21 protein-coding genes are annotated in these 19353 nt (G+C 37.5%); 8 read left to right on the top strand and 13 right to left on the bottom strand.

Features of this window, described 5'->3' with window-relative positions; translation table 11 throughout:
* Nucleotides 1-3: 3 nt before the first annotated feature.
* Complete coding sequence (locus EYS08_RS02470) at nt 4-831, bottom strand: ABC transporter ATP-binding protein (RefSeq protein WP_131028259.1); 828 nt, start codon at nt 829-831, stop codon at nt 4-6.
* Nucleotides 832-1158: 327 nt separating this feature from the next.
* Between EYS08_RS02470 and EYS08_RS02465 the strand changes: the two genes are divergently transcribed.
* The 3 genes from EYS08_RS02465 to EYS08_RS02455 all read left to right on the top strand — a co-directional run bounded on the left by EYS08_RS02465 (nt 1159) and on the right by EYS08_RS02455 (nt 3730).
* Complete coding sequence (locus EYS08_RS02465) at nt 1159-1554, top strand: DoxX family protein (protein WP_131028258.1); 396 nt, start codon at nt 1159-1161, stop codon at nt 1552-1554.
* A 2-nt stretch (nt 1555-1556) separates the two neighbouring features.
* On the top strand, nt 1557-2546 hold the full coding sequence (locus tag EYS08_RS02460) for an aldo/keto reductase (protein WP_131028257.1): 990 nt from the start codon (nt 1557-1559) through the stop codon (nt 2544-2546).
* A gap of 104 nt (nt 2547-2650) precedes the next feature.
* Nucleotides 2651-3730: an NADH:flavin oxidoreductase/NADH oxidase gene (locus tag EYS08_RS02455; protein ID WP_131028256.1), complete on the top strand. Its 1080-nt coding sequence runs from the start codon at nt 2651-2653 to the stop codon at nt 3728-3730.
* Nucleotides 3731-3990: 260 nt separating this feature from the next.
* Here the strand turns inward: EYS08_RS02455 and EYS08_RS02450 are convergent, their stop codons facing one another.
* Together EYS08_RS02450 and EYS08_RS02445 are read right to left on the bottom strand one after the other, a co-directional pair.
* Nucleotides 3991-6309 (bottom strand): TonB-dependent receptor, encoded by a 2319-nt coding sequence (locus EYS08_RS02450; RefSeq protein WP_131028255.1) that lies wholly within the window; start codon nt 6307-6309, stop codon nt 3991-3993.
* Nucleotides 6310-6422: 113 nt separating this feature from the next.
* On the bottom strand, nt 6423-6842 hold the full coding sequence (locus EYS08_RS02445) for a hypothetical protein (RefSeq protein ID WP_131028254.1): 420 nt from the start codon (nt 6840-6842) through the stop codon (nt 6423-6425).
* Between the two features lie 100 nt (nt 6843-6942).
* On the opposite strand from EYS08_RS02445, the gene EYS08_RS02440 reads away from it, so the two are divergent.
* The 4 genes from EYS08_RS02440 to EYS08_RS02425 all read left to right on the top strand — a co-directional run bounded on the left by EYS08_RS02440 (nt 6943) and on the right by EYS08_RS02425 (nt 9739).
* On the top strand, nt 6943-7515 hold the full coding sequence (locus EYS08_RS02440) for a TlpA family protein disulfide reductase (protein WP_131028253.1): 573 nt from the start codon (nt 6943-6945) through the stop codon (nt 7513-7515).
* Nucleotides 7516-7630: 115 nt separating this feature from the next.
* Nucleotides 7631-8134: a GNAT family N-acetyltransferase gene (locus tag EYS08_RS02435; RefSeq protein ID WP_131028252.1), complete on the top strand. Its 504-nt coding sequence runs from the start codon at nt 7631-7633 to the stop codon at nt 8132-8134.
* Nucleotides 8134-8616, top strand: coding sequence for a MarR family winged helix-turn-helix transcriptional regulator (locus EYS08_RS02430; protein ID WP_131028251.1), 483 nt, complete (start codon nt 8134-8136; stop codon nt 8614-8616). Before EYS08_RS02435 ends, EYS08_RS02430 begins: the two co-directional genes overlap by 1 nt.
* A gap of 64 nt (nt 8617-8680) precedes the next feature.
* Nucleotides 8681-9739 carry a nucleoid-associated protein gene (locus tag EYS08_RS02425; RefSeq protein WP_131028250.1) on the top strand — a complete coding sequence of 353 codons (1059 nt, stop codon included), beginning with the start codon at nt 8681-8683 and terminating at the stop codon, nt 9737-9739.
* A 97-nt stretch (nt 9740-9836) separates the two neighbouring features.
* Here EYS08_RS02425 and EYS08_RS02420 read toward each other — a convergent pair whose 3' ends face one another.
* The 6 genes from EYS08_RS02420 to EYS08_RS02395 all read right to left on the bottom strand — a co-directional run bounded on the left by EYS08_RS02420 (nt 9837) and on the right by EYS08_RS02395 (nt 15998).
* The gene (locus tag EYS08_RS02420; RefSeq protein WP_131028249.1) at nt 9837-11183 is read right to left on the bottom strand and encodes a DUF58 domain-containing protein; all 1347 of its coding nucleotides are present in this window, start codon (nt 11181-11183) and stop codon (nt 9837-9839) included.
* A 100-nt stretch (nt 11184-11283) separates the two neighbouring features.
* Entirely contained in the window at nt 11284-12261 is a 978-nt protein-coding gene (locus EYS08_RS02415) for an AAA family ATPase (RefSeq protein ID WP_131028248.1), read from the bottom strand.
* Complete coding sequence (locus EYS08_RS02410) at nt 12242-13432, bottom strand: DUF4350 domain-containing protein (RefSeq protein ID WP_131028247.1); 1191 nt, start codon at nt 13430-13432, stop codon at nt 12242-12244. Before EYS08_RS02410 ends, EYS08_RS02415 begins: the two co-directional genes overlap by 20 nt.
* On the bottom strand, nt 13429-14157 hold the full coding sequence (locus EYS08_RS02405) for a DUF4129 domain-containing protein (protein ID WP_131028246.1): 729 nt from the start codon (nt 14155-14157) through the stop codon (nt 13429-13431). The genes EYS08_RS02410 and EYS08_RS02405 overlap by 4 nt, the downstream gene beginning before the upstream one ends.
* Nucleotide 14158: 1 nt before the next feature.
* A complete protein-coding gene (locus tag EYS08_RS02400; protein WP_131028245.1) occupies nt 14159-15043 on the bottom strand; it encodes a hypothetical protein in 885 nt (294 codons plus the stop codon).
* A 1-nt stretch (nt 15044) separates the two neighbouring features.
* Nucleotides 15045-15998, bottom strand: a complete 954-nt coding sequence (locus EYS08_RS02395) for a stage II sporulation protein M (protein ID WP_131028244.1) — start codon at nt 15996-15998, stop codon at nt 15045-15047.
* A 200-nt stretch (nt 15999-16198) separates the two neighbouring features.
* Here EYS08_RS02395 and EYS08_RS02390 point away from each other — a divergent pair, with 200 nt between their 5' ends.
* Nucleotides 16199-16942 carry an RDD family protein gene (locus EYS08_RS02390; RefSeq protein WP_131028243.1) on the top strand — a complete coding sequence of 248 codons (744 nt, stop codon included), beginning with the start codon at nt 16199-16201 and terminating at the stop codon, nt 16940-16942.
* Here EYS08_RS02390 and EYS08_RS26570 read toward each other — a convergent pair.
* The 4 genes from EYS08_RS26570 to lipB form a co-directional block, all read right to left on the bottom strand.
* Nucleotides 16939-17265: a DUF2752 domain-containing protein gene (locus tag EYS08_RS26570; RefSeq protein ID WP_131028242.1), complete on the bottom strand. Its 327-nt coding sequence runs from the start codon at nt 17263-17265 to the stop codon at nt 16939-16941. The two genes, EYS08_RS02390 and EYS08_RS26570, sit on opposite strands and share 4 nt — an antisense overlap.
* Before the next feature lie 7 nt (nt 17266-17272).
* Nucleotides 17273-17761 (bottom strand): DUF5684 domain-containing protein, encoded by a 489-nt coding sequence (locus tag EYS08_RS02380; protein WP_131028241.1) that lies wholly within the window; start codon nt 17759-17761, stop codon nt 17273-17275.
* Nucleotides 17762-17847: 86 nt separating this feature from the next.
* The gene (locus EYS08_RS02375) at nt 17848-18573 is read right to left on the bottom strand and encodes an SGNH/GDSL hydrolase family protein (RefSeq protein ID WP_131028240.1); all 726 of its coding nucleotides are present in this window, start codon (nt 18571-18573) and stop codon (nt 17848-17850) included.
* 45 nt (nt 18574-18618) lie between these two features.
* Nucleotides 18619-19347 carry a lipoyl(octanoyl) transferase LipB gene (gene lipB, locus EYS08_RS02370; protein WP_131028239.1) on the bottom strand — a complete coding sequence of 243 codons (729 nt, stop codon included), beginning with the start codon at nt 19345-19347 and terminating at the stop codon, nt 18619-18621.
* Between the last annotated feature and the right edge of the window lie 6 nt (nt 19348-19353).

The following is a 19353-nucleotide window of genomic DNA, read 5'->3' as shown; positions in this document are numbered from 1 at the left end:
TGCTTAACTGAATAAAGGTTTAAATTTGATTTTTTCTGCAAGTATGGCATTGAAAAGAAGCTCCATATCTAATTTGCTTTCTTCTTGATGATAGTTTGGCATAACAGCATTATAACCAGAGAGTGATGCCTCCGCGTAGATGATGCTATCATCTATTTCTTTGACTTTCTTGAAGGTTAATTTTGCTGTAATTTCTTCTACTGAAGCTTTAAGCGCAACATCATTTTCGTCAAGCATAATCACCGTGTCGATCAGGTTATCTAAATCCCTTACCTGATGGGTCGAAATGATGATACAGCGTTCATCGGTCATGGCTGAGGCCATAATTTTTCTGAACTGTGCCTTTGATGGAATGTCTAATCCATTTGTAGGCTCGTCCATAATTACCAGTTTGGCTTGTGTGGCAAGGCCGAAGGCAATAATTACTTTTTTCTTCTGTCCGTAGCTCATGTTAATGAGTTTCTGTTCAACAGGAATATCGAATTCCTTAATCAGATCAGTAAAGTAACTGTGATCAAAGTTTTTGTAAAATGGTGCGTTTGCTTTCAGATAGGCATCAATTTTTACCGATGGTAAATAGAATTCTTCTGGTATAAAACAGATTTGCTCTAACAGTGCGGGTTGTCTTTTTGCTGGATTAAAGCCCATTACATCCAATGTGCCGCTTTGTGCATATACTAAACCGGCCAGGTTTTTTAATAAGCTCGATTTACCAGCTCCATTTTTTCCAAGCAAACCGTAAATATGCCCATTGCTTAACCGCATGCTCATATTTTTAAATAATGGCTTATGCTTGCTGTAGCCAAAATTAAGATTGTTAATATTGATCATATCTACTGTATTAGTTAAATAGTACACTAATGTATGATGTTGTTTGATGATTTCCAAATTTTTAGAGGAAAAAGTCTGGCGATTAGCGTAACGTGTATCGCGGTTGAATATGGGAAATGTAAATAGATGAGAAAATTAATTTCTGATAACACCATGCGCTCTTTGCGCTCTGTGATTTTCTCCGTGCCCTTTGTGGTAAAATACACTATGCACTTTACGCTGGACCCTCTGCTAATCGCCATTGAAAGGTAAAATATCAGTCTAATAATTGTTGCATTAAAACATCCTTAATATGGAGATTGTATGTTTGTAGCATATCGATATACTATGGATACAAAATGGGCATATTTACTTAGCCGCTTGGCAATTGGTTTAAGCTTTTTCGGACATGGTTTGGTACGTTTACCAAAACTTGTAGGTTTTAGCCATTGGATGGTAGGGCAATTCTCTAAATCTTATTTACCCGATACATTGGTTATCCCCTTCAGTTATATTTTGCCATTTGCTGAATTTATAGCAGGGTTAATGATTATATTAGGATTATTTACAAGGCAAGGGTTATTATTTGCCGGAGTAATTTCTTTGGCACTGATTTTCGGAACAACGGTAATTGAGAATTGGGAGGCACTACCTTCTCAACTCGTCCATGTGGCATTTTTATCGGTACTACTCGCTTACTTGCCGCATAACAGTTATGCGGTAGATAAAATCATTAAAAAATAATTATGGAATACAGAAAAATTGGAAACTCAGATTTGGAACTTTCAGTAATCACTTTTGGCGCCTGGGCAGCCGGGGGATGGATGTGGGGAAGTACAGATAGAAACGATGCGATTAGCGCAATTAAAGCAGGTTACGATTTAGGGGTTACATCAATCGATACCGCTCCAATTTATGGTCAGGGCGATAGTGAAGAAATTGTGGGCGATGCAATAAAAGGTATCTCACGCGATAAATTACAACTGGTAACCAAATTCGGGATGCGCTGGGATTTGGCCAAAGGTGATTTCGGTTTTAAAAGTAAAAATAACGATGGAAAGGAAATCGATATTTATAAATATGCCGGAAAAGAAAGTGTAATTTATGAATGCGAGCAATCTTTAAAACGCCTGGGTACAGATTATATCGACCTTTACCAGATCCACTGGCCAGATGTAACCACACCGATCAGCGAAACTTTCGAAGCGGTGAACAAATTAATTGAGCAGGGTAAAGTGCGTTATGCCGGTGTATGCAATTATAATGTAGCACAATTAAAAGAAGCAGATCAAACTTTAGAAATTATATCCAACCAAATTCCATTTAGCATGGTAAACCGCGGGGTAGAAGAAGAAACTGTTCCATATTGCATCGAAAAAAATAAATCGGTTTTGGCTTATAGTCCGATGGAACGTGGTTTGTTAACCGGAAAAATGACTACCGATTATAAATTTGAAGAGGGTGATCACCGTCAGGGAAATAAATTCTTTTCATCAGAAAGCATCGAAAAAACAAATGCATTTTTGGTTAAAATAAAACCGTTGGCCGACGAGAAAAATGCTAGCTTATCTCAATTGGTTTTGCGTTGGACGGTTGAACGACCAGGTATTACCATTGCTTTGGTTGGCGCCAGAAATGAAAAACAAGCCGTTCAGAATGCTGAAGCTATAAACGTAAAATTAAACGCTGAGGAAATTCAGTTCATCAATACTGAATTAAAGAAAGCTGGTTTTTAATTGTAATATTAACCACAGAGCAAACGGAGTTTTTCACAGAGAAAAGCATTCGGTGTGCTCTGTGTATTTCTCTGTGCCCTTCGTGGTTAAAATATTAAAAAGATATGTCTAAATTATTTTCTCCTTTTACCATAAAGGATGTAACCTTAAAAAATAGAATTGTTATTTCGCCAATGTGCCAGTACTCGGCTATTGATGGTTTTGCAACCGATTGGCATTTGGTGCATTTAGGAAGCCGTGCCGTTGGTGGTGCAGGTTTAATTATCCAGGAAGCTTCTGCGGTAACTGCCGATGGAAGAATTACCTATGCCGATTTGGGCATCTGGAAAGATGAACATGTAGCTAAATTAAAACAGATTGTTTCGTTTATCCATGATAATGGAGCAATTGCAGGCATCCAGTTGGCACATGCAGGTAGAAAAGCCAGTTGTGAAGTGCCCTGGAAAGGTGGCGAACAAATTGCCGCTGGTGAAAATAGCTGGAAACCAATTGCGCCATCTCCAATTTCTTTTAAGCCAGGACAGGTTGAGCCACATGAATTAACAATTTCAGAAATTCAGGATATTGTTTTTGCTTTCAGAGCAGCAGCTAAACGTGCATTGGCTGCAGGCTATAAAGTAGTAGAAATACATGCTGCACACGGTTATTTATTGCATCAATTTTTTAGTCCGCTAAGCAATAAACGTACAGATGTTTATGGCGGAAGTTTCGAAAACCGGATTCGTTTGGTAATCGATGTGGTTGAGGCTGTACAATCGGTATGGCCAGAAAACTTGCCTTTATTTGTTCGCATTTCTGCAACGGATTGGACGGAAGGTGGCTGGAACGAGAATGACTCATTACAATTGGCAGCGGTGTTAAAAGATCGCGGTGTTGATTTAATTGATACCTCATCGGGTGGTAATGTACCTGATGCCTTTATCCCAGCCGGACCAAACTACCAGGTTCCTTTCGCTGATAAGATCAGAAATGAAATTGGTATTTACACGGGAGCAGTAGGCGTAATTGTAGAGGCGCAGCAGGCGGAAGAAATTTTAGAACAGGGCAAAGCTGATTTGATTTTTATTGCCCGCGAATCGCTACGTGATGCTTATTTTCCTACACATGCAGCGCAAGTGCTTGGCGATGATACCGAATGGCCAAGCCAGTATGTTAGGGCTAAAAGGGAGACGTTTAAAAAGTAACAGCGATAATAAACAGCCATAAATCGTCATTTCGACTGAAGCTTACCGATTTTTCATCGGTTGCATAACGGAGAAATCTTTAATTTTTTTAATAAACATGTTCAAAGATCTCTCCACTCCGCGTTGCTTCGGAGATGACGACCTTTCTATTGGAGCCCGTTAATGATAGCGGAATGACGATTAATCTTAGATATACTTAAACAAAAAGCGAAGTGATCTCAATCAGCTCCGCTTTTTGTCTATAATGAAATTAATGGGTTTTATTTAACCACTGTAAAAGGAATATACAATCCGAAAGTGATGTTTCGGCCAGGGTTGTAAACACCTAAATTAAGGTTTTCTGAATCTAAACGACCAGGTTTTAATCGGCTCAATGCATCATAATATTTCTGATCTAACAAGTTGTTGGCCGAAACAGATAATTTAACAGGTTGTTTGCCCAAATTAAAGGTAGCGCCGATACCTGCATTTAACAGCGTATAGCCACTTGTTGGTGTTTCAAAAACATCATCCACACGGGTTTGTTTAAATGCCGAGTTGATACCAACTGATAGGTAGGCATCATTTGTTCCTTTAAGTTTAGGCTCGAAACGTAACTCGTTTCTTAAAGTTCCCGCAGGAATAAATGAAAGTGGCCTGTTTAAAGTGTTATTCTGTGCATGAACATAACCAAAGGTATTTTCGAAATGGATAAACGGAACAGGGTGAATAGTTAAACTCGCCTCAGCACCATAAAGATTAGCATTAACCTGGCCATAACGGTAAACTGGATAATTATCGCCTTCTGCATCTATTCTTTCTCCGTTGGTAGAAGCATAAATGAAGTTGTGAATATAGTTATTGTAAATACTCGCACTTGCACTGACAATCTTTCCTTCGTATTCTAAAGCGGCATCTACCTGATAACTGCGTTCGGGGCTTAAATTGGGATTACCGATTTCATAGCGAAAAGTTCCTTCATGTACACCATTTGAGGCTAACTCAGCTGGATTTGGTGCCCGGAAAGCCGAACCTGCGTTGGCTTTAAAGTTTAACTCTTCATTAAATTGATGGGTAAAACCTAAGGCACCACTCACGTTCGAAAATTTATTCTGAAAAGGTGCAAACTGCTCTTCGTCATCTACAAATAATTGTTTCCCATTATTTTTTCTATAATCGTAACGCGCACCGATGCTAAAAGTATTGTTCTCCCAGTTTTTCTTGGCATAAGCAAAAACACCAATGCCATAAGTGTTATAATTTGGTATCAGAAATTCATCATTTGCTTTGTTTTCACTATGGCCAGCATCGGCACTTACTCCAAATACAGGTTGCCATCCATTCGTTTCGTGGATGTAGTATTTTAAATCGGCATTATAAGTTTTAAGATCGAAAAATAAAGATGGGTCTGGCCCTTCTTCTAATTCGCGGCGCTGATTTTGTTGATAGCCAAAATCAGCTTTGAAATTACCGTTACCGATAATGAAATTGTTATTTAAGGCAATTTTAAAGTGGCGAATATCCTGACGAGGGTAATCCAGATCACGGTTTTTAAACTCTGAGGTAATAAACGATTCACCATCTTCTTTAACGAAGTTGCCATTCTCATCTAATGTTGGCTCGTAAAAACCAATATTATTACGGAAGTTAGAAACGTTTAAATGAGAATATCCCCAGCTTTTGTTTAAACCAATCATTCCACTTAAATCGGTTTCATTAAAACCAGAATTTGGGAAATATCCAGTAGGTGTTTTAAAAGAGTAGGCATTTTTGTAGGTTCCACGTGCTCTCCAAACAAAACCGTTTTCGTTACCGGTTAACATTAATGAATTAGCCGTAAGCCCATTATTAGTAGAATAATTGGTGATAAATTCACCTTTAACCTGTCCTTCAGGAGCGGTACTTGGCTCTAATAAATTAATTACACCACCCAGCGCATCAGAACCGTACATTAACGATGCCGCGCCACGTAAAACTTCAACGCGGTCTGATTTAAACTGATCGATTTCAATACCGTGCTCATCGCCCCATTGCTGGCCCTGTTGTTTTATCCCATCGTCTAAAGTTACAATTCTGTTATAGCCCAAGCCTCTGATTACAGGCTTAGAAATAGATGGGCCAGTAGTAATTTGCGATACACCGGGTATTTTAGTCAATGCATCGATTAAATTGGTTGAAGGCTGTAATAACTGATCCTTGCCAACTACCGCAGATGAAGCACTATTTCTTTTGCTGGTACTGCTGATCAAACTTCCGGTGATTACAATTTCTTTGGTCTCTATTGCAGTAGGTTGTAAAGAAAATTCTAATCCGGCTGCTGTAGCCAGATTTACTATTTGTGTAGCTGTTTTATAGCCAACGTAATGTACCTCAACGAGGTAACTTCCTTTTGATGGAAGGTTATTCAATGTAAATTCACCATCATTGTTGGTTACTGCAGTAACTTTTAAATCAGGGATAAAAATGGTTGCCCCTGGCAACGTTTGTTTAGTACTGGCATCAATAACCTTACCTTTTATATTCTTTAAAGCGGCAGCAAAAACAGTGCTGCTTAATAATGTATATAGAATTACTAAGCCAATAAGCTGTAATTTTTTCATGTGTTGTAGTAAATAAAAATGATAGAAAAACCAAAGCAATAGCGTAATGAAGCTAGTTTTAGTTTCTCATGTAAATAATTTGATTAAGCGCGGATGCACTTGAAAAGAAAAAATTAAGCTAAAGGAGGGCCACGTAAGCAAGCACGCTTTATTTCTGTAAAAGCATTCTTTAAGGTAGGCTCGGTTCGACTAAAAATTTTGGCCGATAAGAAGATTCTGTAAATGTGGTGCGTTTGCACATAATTTTTTTCAAAACTAGCATTACAGATTAAACAGGTATCGCCATGGGCCTGCACATGGCTAACGTGTTTACAGTTGACCTCTTTCTGCACAACAGGAAGAGGGATATGGTGGTGAAGTACACTCCACGGAGTTAAAGCAATAGCAAATACAATCAGCATAAATGCTGATAGATATTTCTTAATGTTTTGTCTATGCTTTTTCAACAGGGCAAAAATAGTAATTCCTAAGCAATTATATATATTTACAAAGTAACATTGTATTTGCGCTGTTTTGACTGGTGATTTAATCAATAGTTTAACGTATGAAGGGTCTAAATCTTCTAATAAATTATTGAAGTACCAATTGGAAGCCCATTTCGTTATTATTTACGATAACTAAAACGAACAATTAATGAAGTTTATCAGGAAAAATATATTCAACGCATTATTTATCATTATCCTTTTGGTAATTGTTTTGGTACCTGATGCTAAAGCATTTTTAATTAAGGGATTAATGGAAATTGGTTTTTATTCGCCAAAAGTTGAAAGCCCAAAGGAAATCGTAACAAGCCTTAACGGAATGCGGTTTAAGGATGTAAAAGGAAATGTGATTGATCTTGGCGATTTAAAAGGAAAAGTTATTTTTCTTAATTTTTGGGCAACCTGGTGTCCGCCATGTAGAGCAGAAATGCCATCGATCAATAAATTATATACTCAGTTTAAAGATGATAAACATGTTGTCTTCATTTTTGTGGATGCAGATGGCGATTTTGCCAAATCAGGCAAGTTTATGTCCGACCGTAATTATGCAATGCCGGTTTATAAAGTAGAAAGCGAGATTCCTGAAAAAGTATTTGCTGGCGCTTTACCAACAACAATTATTTTTGATAAACAAGGCAGATTGTCTTTCAGGCATGAAGGCGCGGCCAATTATGCTGATAAAAAGATTGTCGACTTTCTCAATAAGTTAAAGAACACAAAATAATTTTCTCCAATAACCAAAACAATTCCCAGTCCTTCCTAAAATTTGAGGTTCAAATGATATTTGCATTTGGAATATATGTAGTTGACTACATATATTTGTCGAATAATATTTAGCAATGCAAAACGATTTTAAAATTGAACGGTTAGATAATCAATTCTGTGAAGCGATTATTGGGTTAATTCTACCCATCCAGCAAATAGAATTTAATGTCGATATCGATTTGGCAGCACAGCCAGATTTGTTGGATATAGAAAAAAATTACGATGGTTCTGGCGGTGCTTTTTGGGGTGCCATACTAAATGGTGAATTGATTGGGACTATTTCTTTAATTGCTGTACCTGAGCACCAATCGGGGGCAATTAGAAAAATGTTTGTTAAAAAAGAATTCCGCGGAAAGGAACTGGGGGTAGCGCAGGCCTTATTAAAAACCCTATTGACATATTGCAATGATAACAAATTGAATGAGGTATATTTGGGTACTAAAGACATATTGCAGGCCGCCTGTCGCTTTTATGAACGTAACGGATTTAAATCAGTTGCAATGGAAGATTTGCCGGTTTACTTTCCTAGGATGGCTGTAGACAATGTTTTTTATAGCCTGGATTTAAAATCTCTTTAATGGAACAAAATGTAATTGATGCTTCTGGTTTATTGGCCGTTTCTACCCGATTGCAAAGGCTGAGCGATCAGATCCGTAAAGATGGTCTGTTGATTTATAAAGCATTCGGAATTGATTTTCAACCCAAATGGTTCCCTGTGCTTTATACTTTATATAAAAAATCGACGATGAACGTGGTTTCGTTGTCTGATGAAATTGGTTATGCACACCCTTCTACCATCAGTTTGTTAAAAGAATTGGAGAAGGAGAAACTGATCCGGTCTAAAAAAGATAAAGTAGATACCCGTAAACGTTTGGTTGAACTTACAGAAAAGGGTACAGCACTTCTTTCCACTATGGAGCCTGTTTGGGATGTGATTATTAAAGCCACAGCAGAAATTACGAACACTCAAAATAACTTAATGAAGGCTATAAATGAGGTTGAGGCATCCTTAAAGGAAAAAAGCTTTCTGCAGAGGGCCGAGGTTTATATCAAGAAATAATTGAATTATAGAATGATTGAATGACGGAGGTGGTTAACCCAATGATTTTACTATTTTTGCGCCCATGATTTCATTTTTCGAGGCTTCACTTAAGCAACTTTCTATCCACCATACAGGCAATAAACTGCTTGAAGAATATTACAAATTATCTGATGCGCCTTTAAAAATTGATGATGAAGTGTTGGGAAACCTGTTAATGCAGTATTTCTTAAAACCTTTCGAAAAGGTAAATGAAGTCTACCGTTTTTATCACCCCAACGATAATTTAGAACTAAATGAAGTATTTCATTTTGTTCATGAAATTTTCGAAAACAACGAACTTTTTCACGAAGATTCGCAACAACTGGCCAAACATTTATACGATGTAGCCAACCACCCAAAAATTAAATCTGGCGAGCTATATGTCGCTTATTTTGAAAAGGTGCAGATAGAAGGCGAGCAATTGGATGTAGTTGGTGTTTTTAAATCTGAAACAAAAGATACTTACCTAAAAGTTTACCCTGAGCAGGATGGCTTTAATGTAAGTTACGAGCAAGAAGCCATCAGTATTAATAAATTAGATAAAGGCTGCCTGATTTTTAACGTCGATAAAGAAGAAGGCTATAAAGTTGTGGTGTTGGATCAATCGAAAAGTAGCAATGATTCTGCTGTTTACTGGAAAGATGAATTCTTGAAGCTGAAAATCAGGAACGATAGTTATAACCAAACCAATAATGTTTTAGGGGTTTACAAAAACTTCGTTACGCAGAAACTTGAAGATGATTACGAAATCAGCAAAGCGGATAAAATCGATCTCTTAAACCGCTCGATGAAGTATTTCAAAGAAAAAGAAACCTTTGATATTGAGGAATTCGGTAATGAAGTAATTGGTAATGCCGAAGGGATTGAATCATTCAAAAACTATAAGAAGAATTACGAGCAAGAGTACGAAAGTCCGATTGCCGATAATTTTGAAATCGCTGAATCTGCCGTTAAAAAACAAGCCCGTGCCTATAAAAGCGTGTTAAAGCTGGATAAAAACTTCCACATTTATATCCATGGCAATAAAGAGATGATCGAAAAAGGTTACGACGATGATAAATCGATGAACTTTTATAAGGTATATTTTAGGGAAGAGGAGTAAAGGAGTTTTGAGTTGGGCGTTTGGGGTTTGGGGTTTGGAGTTACCTAGCATGGTTCAGTAGAACAGTGCCTCCAAACTCACCACTCTCAACTCCAAACTAAATCCTTTGCTGTGCCTTTAATGCCAAATACTGGTTAATTACATTAACAGTAAGTTTTTGGGGAGGGGTAAGGATGGCTAAAATGCCATGTTTGTTGAGTTCCTTAACCATTAGTTTTTTCTCGTAGATAAATTTCTCGGCAATGGTTTTATGGTAAATGCCTTCTACATCTTTGGCAGGTTCTGTACTTAATTCTTTTAGTTCTGTATTTTCGAAAAATACCACAACCAATAAGTGATATTTTGCTATTCTTTTTAAGTAAGGCAACTGTCTTTGCAGTGCCGATAAACTTTCGAAATTGGTAAAGAAAACCAAAAGGCCCCTTTGTTTCACTACTGATCGTACCGCGGAATATAGTGCCTCGAGATTACTTTCAAGGTATCTTGTTTTTTCTTTGTAAAGCACATTCATGATGCTGCCAAGCTGAGAAGCTTTACGATCTGCTGGTACAACAGCGCCAATATTTTCAGATATCGTAATTAAACCTGCCTTATCTTCTTTAAGCATGGCCACTTTCGAAAGTGCAACGGTTGCATTTATAGCATAATCGAGTAGGCTCAATCCTTCAAATGGCATGCGCATCACACGCGATTTATCAATAACGCAATAAATATTCTGCGATTTCTCGTCTGTATAAGTATTCACCATTAAGCCACCTTTTCTGGCGGTAGCTTTCCAGTTAATGGTTCGGATATCGTCGCCACCAACATAGTTTTTAATCTGGTCGAATTCGCTGCTTTGTCCAATCTTCCTGATCTTTTTAATACCGAATTCTGTTAGATAGCGTGAAGCGGCCATCAATTCGTATTGACCAAGATTAATAAAAGAAGGAAAAACAGGCAGGATCTTGGCGCCATCAAAATTATAACGGCGGTTGATTAAACCCAAAGGTGAACTGATATACGCTCTAATAAAGCCAAAATCATACTCACCACGTTTCGTTGGTCGCAGGTTGTAGTGGATCGATTTTACTTCAGCAGATTTTAGGTGAAGTTTAAAATCTTTATCCCGGAGTTGAAACTGAAAAGGTACTTCATCAATCACCCTGGCATTTACCCCAAAACCATAACTATTCTTGATTTCGATTTGTATCGGATTTTCATCACCATTACTCAAACGTTTCGAGGTAATTCTTTTGACATCAATCCCTTGGGTATTTCGGTATAGAATAAAAATATCGATAAAAAATAAAACAAATACGGCGCCAGTGGCAATTTCAGGGATATCGCCCATCCAGGCAAAAAAGAACTTCAACAAAAAAAGCACAATGCAGAGGCCTAAAGCCGCAAATAAGCGATCGCTTAGGAATAGATTGTTATAATATTGCTGAAAGAATTTTTTCACTATAGGATTAATTGTAAAAGTTGGTTAATCGGTTAATTGTTTAAACTGGTTAACTGTTAGTCGCCAACCGTAAACTGAAAATCGGCTACTGATAACTGACCTACCGTGGTACTTCAATTTTTTTAATAATCTGGTTAACGATGTCGCTTGTGGTTAATCCTTCCATTTCTTTTTCAGGTGATAACAAAATCCTGTGCGCTAATACAGGGGCTGCAACAGCAATAATATCTTCAGGTGTAACAAAATCGCGGTTTTGAATGGCAGCGAAAGCTTTTGCACTGTGTACAATTGCTAAAGATGCCCTTGGTGAAGCGCCCAGATAAAGAGACGAATTGTTGCGGGTTTCGTTTACAATTTTGGCGATAAACTCCAATAATTTTGGCTCTACAAACAAATTGCGGATGATTGCCCTAGCCTCTTGTATCTGTTTAACAGACAATACTGGTTTTACATCGTTTAATAGTGTTTTATTAACTAAAGTGTGCTGAGCCATTAAAATCGCAGTTTCTTCCTCTAGCGAAGGGTATTTAACCTCAATTTTGAATAAAAACCTATCCAATTGTGCTTCAGGCAGGCGATATGTTCCTTCCTGTTCAATCGGGTTCTGTGTGGCCAATACCATAAAAGGCTCGTCCATGATATAGGTATGGCCATCTATGGTTACCTGGCGCTCTTCCATCACCTCGAACAAGGCTGATTGGGTTTTTGCCGGTGCACGGTTTATCTCGTCAACCAGAATAATATTGCCAAAAATAGGACCTTTCCTAAATTCGAAATCTCCTGTTTTGGTATTAAAAATCGGGGTTCCTAAAACATCAGATGGCATTAAATCGGGCGTAAACTGAACCCTCGAAAATTGTGCATCTATAGATTTTGCAAGCAACTTTGCGCTAAGTGTTTTGGCTACTCCCGGTACGCCTTCAATTAAGATGTGCCCGTCGGCAAGCAAACCAACAATTAAGAAATCAATAACCTGTTTTTGGCCAATAATGATATTTCCAAGTACATTTCTGATTTGATTTACAGCTTCATTTAAGGCGCTTAAATCGGTACGTGGGTTAAACTGTTCTTGTTCCATTGCTTTGCGTATTTTTATAAAACTGTTCTATGCTTTCGTTTAAATTAATCAATTGGGTATCACTTAAATCGCCCATTGTTGGCGTTTGGATAAAATGTTTGGTCAGGGTTTTGGCCAGCGCTTCATTAATACCTGTTTTCTCTATTAGGACCTGGGCAAATTTGCTGTCTATATCGTAGGTCTTTAGATAATACCTGGCCCTTAAGTACTCCATAAAGTAATTGATCTTTTTTAAGGCTATATCGAGGTTGTTCCGCTCGTGGTAATAAACACTGCCCACCACATTAACAAAGGCCAAAGAAGAGTTAGTAAGCGGATCTGCGATTGGGATAATTCTTTGCCTGCGCTTAATGTCATACAAAACAAAAATTATCAGACTAAATATGGCCAGATAGTATGCAAACTCCAATTCAGGATGTTTAAAGAACACCCTGAGCATATCGGTAGTGGTGTTCTTTTGCGCAGAAAAATATTCGTCAAAAATGAGCTGCTTATTTCCGTGTAAATAACTCAGGGTTTTAGCGGCATATTCTGCGCCATATTTATCCAGCAGATTAAAATTAGTGTAAAAACCGGGTTCAGCAATCAGGTAAAGATTGCCTTTTCCGTAAGCATAACGGATAAAATTAGGCTGGCCTTTCCCATTTACCCCAAGTATTGTGGTTTTACTTGTATCAACCTTACTAAAATACTGGCTGCCAATACCTCTTTCAAAACCATAGTTTGCATCGGTTTTTAGTTCTGGATTAGTGAAATTTAAGGTACTTCCTTCTGGAGACATTGCGGTAGAAGTTTGCACTTTAAGTTCCTTCCTTATTTTTCCTAAGTCATAAGTGGCTATAAATACATCATTACCTGCTTGCATATATTTTATCAGCTGTTCAAGATCAGTTTTACTGACGTCTGTCTTTTGCGCAACGATTATATAAGCCGTTTTATTGAATTTTTTAGATTTTAGCGTAGTGTAAACAGCAGTTTTCGACTGTTGAATACTTGCCGATGGCAAAATATCTTTAATTCTATTGTATAAAATATATGTTCCATAAGGGATTTTATCTTTAACAGCATACGTTGGTGCCCAGTTTGTTGGCGTAGGCTTATTATACTGCGCAATTAAATAACCCAAAATTAGAATGGAACCGATAATCAGATATAATTTGTAGCCTTTCATTTAATCTGGTTGTTAAACTGGTTAAATGATTGCTTAATGGGGTCGAATTTCACTTCATCGATAGGAAAATCGCCGTACCAGATATAATCGAACTGTAGGGTAAGCTGGCCAAAATCGTTTCTTAGCTCCGGCTTACTAATTTCCATTAAATAATTATAATTGGTTTTATCGGGCTGCCACTGGATAATTTCGGCATCGCTCAATTTTTTAAGCGCCCTCAAGTACAGAAGCCTAACGGCCAAACGGAATTTTCTTTCGGTAACTAATCTCTGTAATTCCTGTTCATAATCTATCTCATGGATATTTTCGGTAATTACATCGTACGGTAGGATTGTTTCTTTCGATTTTTTAGTGAAGATTTTTTCAGCACCAATAACCTTAAACACAATAAATATGATCAGCGCCACACCAAGTCCGATAAAAATATACCTGGAAAAAATATTAGATGCTGCTCCCTGAAACAGCTCGCCGATTATACTCCAAAACCATAACCAAAATTTATCCCAGAGCGATAATTGTTGCTGACCTATTTCGTCGTATTGAAACTCTTTTTGTTCTTTATAATTACTTATGGCCTCTTTATCAAATTTCGAGGTCATAACCTTACTGCTATCTGTTTTAATTATAGCAGTAACAGGCTTAGGTTTAGCCGTTTGTGCTTTGTTAATTACCGGAATAAAAAACAAAAGAGAAACAAGAAGATATCGGAATAGAGCACGCTGCATTTTAATATTCTTCAGGTCTGGTATCTATGGGTTTTTCGGTATTGCCAAAATTTGCGATACGTTCCATCAGGCCAGTGCTTTCTTTTTGTTCAACCAAACTGAAATAGGCCAATGAAATGGTAATAATCGGGATGACGGTAAATACCTGGCATAATGACTGCAAAACAGTTGTAATCATGGTAAGTGTTAAAGACATGTGCGGTGTTTTATGGGTAAACATACCAATCATATTAAAAATGCTTGTAGGTAAAATGATCATGGTCATACAAGCATAAACAATAATCCATACCACGATCAGCGTGCCAAAAGTAATCCAGAAATTATCTTTAATAATTTTGAAGCTTCTGCTAAAGGAGTAACCTAAAGAACCATTTTCGATTACCATTATGGGGAGCGTCATGGCCGCATAAGGAAATAGCCAGAAGAAAGGCACCCCACAGAATAACATGGCTACACCAAGCATCAGCATCAATAAAAGGGAACTCCCAAAAATCCTGAAGAAGTAATACTTAAAATATCCCCATACCTCATCGGTGGTTGGTATTTGGTTCCCTTTCTGCACGTATATAGAGATATAAGAAAGTATAGCAACACTCATACTGGCATATGTTGCTAAAGAGAATAAAATAGATAAGAAATACTCTAATCCATATAAAGCTGAAAAACCTAAGCCTTTGGCATTTCTTCCATTACCGATGGTATTGATGATGTTTACCATTTTGTATTGTTGCAATAACATGGTTAACATACTGGCCAGTACAAATAAGCCACAAAATGTGAAATATATTTTAATGAGGGGCTTAAAATTTTGACGCATGAAGGTAAAGGTGTCGTTAATCACCTGTCCGAAGTCTCTTCTTTTCTTAAATTCAATTTTCCCTAGCATGTTAATTTAGCGTTGTTTGTTTATTGTAGATTTTTATGGGGTATATAAATACATACCAAATAATGAAAGCCGCAGAAGATAATAAAATGAACATACTTAACCATACAGGCATTTCAGTATGTCGGGTAACAAAGCTTTCAAAAAATGCTGCAACTATAAAAATCGGTATCAGGCCAATTACAATTTTTAATCCATCTTTGGCCCCTTTTAAAACTGAAGCCATACGCGTATAGGTTTTGGGAAATAAAAGGCTATTCCCTAAAATCAAACCAGCAGCTCCAGCCAGTACAATTGCCGATATTTCTAATGTGCCGTGAATCCAGATAACCAGAACCGATTGAAAGCCCAGGCCTTTACTAAAAAAGAAATATTGGAACGAGCCAAGCATCACTCCATTTCTGAATAATGAAACGATAGACCCAAATGAAAATATAATGCCCAAAACAAAGGTATATAGCGCAACATAAATATTATTAACTCCAATTTGCATAAACATCATTAACTCGTTACGCTGTTTATAAACCCCAAATGGATCACCTTTGGCAATGTTTTCATTTGTCATGTTTACATAACCATCGCCCATGATCAATCGTACAAAGGTATCATCATATTTGGCTGATAAGGCACCAATGGCACAAGAAACCAAGAAAAAAACCAATGCATAAACTACCTGTTTTCTGTGTTCCAGGAATATTAAGGGGAGCTCTGTTTTCCAAAAATGGATAAAACGGTTCGATTTTTCCTTTTTGTTTTTGTAAACGGATTGATGTAATTTAGAGGCTAAGCCATTGAGATAGGCTGTTGTTTTCGAATTTGGATAAAATGTTTTTGAGTAAGCCAAATCGTTGGTTATTTCGATAAACTGATTGGCCACTTCATCAGGGTTTGCCTGTTGCATGGAATCATAATGTTGCCACTTCTTCGAATTCTGTTTAACAAATAATGCTTCTCTCATCTAAAGGCTTTACCAAATCTCGGGTTAAAATAGCTAATTTTTTATGGAAATGAAACCAACATAATTTTCAGATCAATTAACCAGTCTGAACAAATATACATAGATGAACAATCTAAATATTAAAATATAAGAAAACTTTAGTTTAAAAAAAATAAAGATCTGCCTACAGCTAATATCCTTAAAAAAAATTATGTTTGAATATGGATAGCATCAGAATTAGCACTGCTCAAAATATTGATATTGATTACGAAATTGCTGGCCTTGGAGAGCGTATAGCTGCAAGGTGTATCGATCTGGCTGGATTTCTAATTCTTGCTGTAATTACTTTAGTAGTAATGGGCGCTGCACAAATGGCGATGTCGGGAAGTGCTGCAATAGTTGTTTTCTTCATTTTCCTGGCAATTTTTGCTTTCTACGACCTGGTTTGCGAAATCACTATGGATGGCCAAACTTTGGGAAAGAAGGTGTTAAAGATAAAGGTAATTAGCATTGATGGCACACAGCCGACCATAGGGCAGTATATTTTTAGGTGGTTATTTCGGATGATTGATTTCGGCTTCCCTTTTGGCTGGGGTGTTGTGGCGCTGGTTTCGGTAGCGGTAACAAAAAATCATCAGCGGTTGGGCGATATACTGGCTAAAACAACGCTGATTAAAACTAAACCACGAACTGAATTTTCTAATGTGGCATTCAGTTTTAATTTGCCTGAAGAATACGAACCGCAGTTTAAAGAAGTTCTGCATTTAAACGATAGGGATATAGAACTTATTCATGAAGTGTTAACCGGTTATTACCAAACAGGGAATGCCGATTTAATTTATGCCATGGCAGCCAAAACCAAGGAACACATTTTTGTAACTATTCCGAGTGGAATGAACGAGTTACAGTTTTTAGAGGTGGTATTAAAAGATTATAATCACCTTACCGCTAATATAAGTGTTTAGCTAAAAAACATTTTGTGTACATAGCTGATCATTACAAAATTACCGATTACAATAACCAACACTTTAAAAATAAGGGAACGTTGTTTGATTTGGAATTTATACAATAGGCCCGCTGAGATAAACAAGAACAACAGTGGAATGGTGGGTGGATAAAGCGACCAGCTTTTTGATAAATCCCCTTGAACAAGAGCGATAAAAGATCTTTGAAAGCCACAGCCCGGACAATCGATTCCGGTTAGTGCTTTAAATGGGCAGGGGATTAAATGATTTTGCAGCCAATCAACCAGGGTGATTAAGCTGCAAAATATAAATATGATAAACATCCTTGAATTAAACTACCGGTGGAGGAGTATCGTTTGGAGTGTCTTGATTGCCGAATGGTTTGTTAAATGGATTATTTGGATTGTTGAATGGGTTATTGCCAAAACCGCCATTTTGTGCTTCTGCTGCCGAAGGACCTAAATATTTAGCATCGCTAAAACCTAAAATTGGCCAAAAAATGTAAGGAAAAATAACTAAACCAACAGTAAAGCCTTCTGATTTGCCGAAGCTCTTGCTTAATAGATTTGTTGCCCAGATTCCGAATACAATGTTTACGCAGGGGATAAGCATCCATAAAATCCAGATCATTGGTTTGCCAATGATTTCAAGTAAAATAATTAAGTTGTAAATGGGAATAATTGCAGCCCAGCCTGGTTTGCCGGCTTTTTCGAAGGTTTTCCACATGCCCACAATCATCAGGACAATTACCGCCAGGTAAATAATCCCGCCTACCAGACCAATACCCGCGGCTATTCCGCTTGATTCATACTCATTCATAATTTACTGTTTTTAAAGGTGATTAATTTAAATAGTTAAACTAAAATATATTTTTTAATTTAAAAACAGCATAAACAAATGTTTAATTATTTCAATACTTTGGCCACTTTTGATAATAAAGCGGTTGCCCATTCGGTGTACATTTTAGCACTTGGATGCAATCCATCGCTTGCCACCAAAGATAAATCTGTTTCAGCATTTCGAGATGCAGGGGTAATATCGGTATAGTTTACACCAGCTGAAAGCGTTATTTCTTGGTTTACGGTGTTAAAGCTATCGATTTCATTGGCAATCGTTTGTGGGGTTCGCCCCGAGCTTTTGCCAAAGGGCGTAGTGCCCCAATCTGGGATAGAAACTACAAAAACCTTATTCTTGTTGCCTCCGGCAAAAGCGATTGCTGTTTGTAACAATTCTGTGAACTCCTTTTTGTAAGTATTTATTGGATAACCCCGATATTGATTGTTTACACCAATCAAAAGCGTAACAAAACTATAGGAGCCTGTTAAATTCTCCTTTTTTATAGCGCCCTGCAGCTCGTCTGTGGTCCAGCCGGTAACCGCAATAATTTTTGGATTTGCTACACTGCTACCTTGGGCTTTTAATAAACTTTGAAGCTGATAAGGAAAAGATTCTGCCCGTTTAACTGATTCGCCAATCGTATAAGAATCGCCAAGTGCCAGATATGTAAAATTACCTTCTCCGTTTGGTGAAGCTTTTGTTCGATCGATAACTGGTTCAATGGGCATAGGCTGTTGTTTTGTACAGCCCGAAGTTAAGAAAGAAAATAAAATGGCGCTTAATAAAATCTTCATAGCTTAATCTACGAATTAGCGTTCCGTTTAGTTTTATCCAGCTAGTTAAATCAGCTGCATTTTAAAGAGTTGGGCAATGTGATTCTTTAATTTTCCTTTAACCTCTTCCATATCAAGATGATAACCAAGCTCCTTTGCTAAAGAAGTTACGGCTTTATCATCAATGCCGCAGGGCACAATATTTTTAAAATAATCTAAATCTACATTTACATTAAATGCAAAACCATGCATGGTAACCCAACGGCTGCAACGAACGCCCATAGCACATATTTTACGGGCCTTTTTGTTATCGGCATCTAACCACACCCCTGTAAAACCAGGATAACGGCCAGCTTCTATCCCATAATCTTTTAAGGTAAGGATAACGGCTTCTTCCAGTGTGCGTAGATATAAATGGATATCGGTAAAGAAATTATCAAGATCAAGAATAGGGTAGCCCACTAGTTGCCCTGGGCCATGATAAGTGATATCGCCACCCCGGTTTATTTTATAGTAGGTTGCTTGTTTATCTTTTAATCCCTGCTCATCCAACAATAAATTTTCGGGATGCCCGCTTTTACCTAAAGTATAAACATGCGGGTGCTCGCAAAATACAAGATGGTTCGGGGTCGGCTTATTACTGTTGTTTACGCGGTTTTCTGTTTTAATGGCCACCGTTTTATTTAGCAAATCTTCCTGTTTATCCCAGGCTTCCTGGTAGTCTGTTAAGCCCCAGTCTGTAAAAATAGTTGGCTTTAAATCTATTGCAATTGCTTTTTCCGCTGTCTCGTTCATCTCTAT

It is taken from the genome of Pedobacter kyonggii (genome assembly GCF_004310665.1).
Classification (GTDB): domain Bacteria; phylum Bacteroidota; class Bacteroidia; order Sphingobacteriales; family Sphingobacteriaceae; genus Pedobacter; species Pedobacter kyonggii.
Note: the sequence above shows the minus strand (reverse complement) of the source record. Positions and strands in the feature narration are given on the sequence as shown.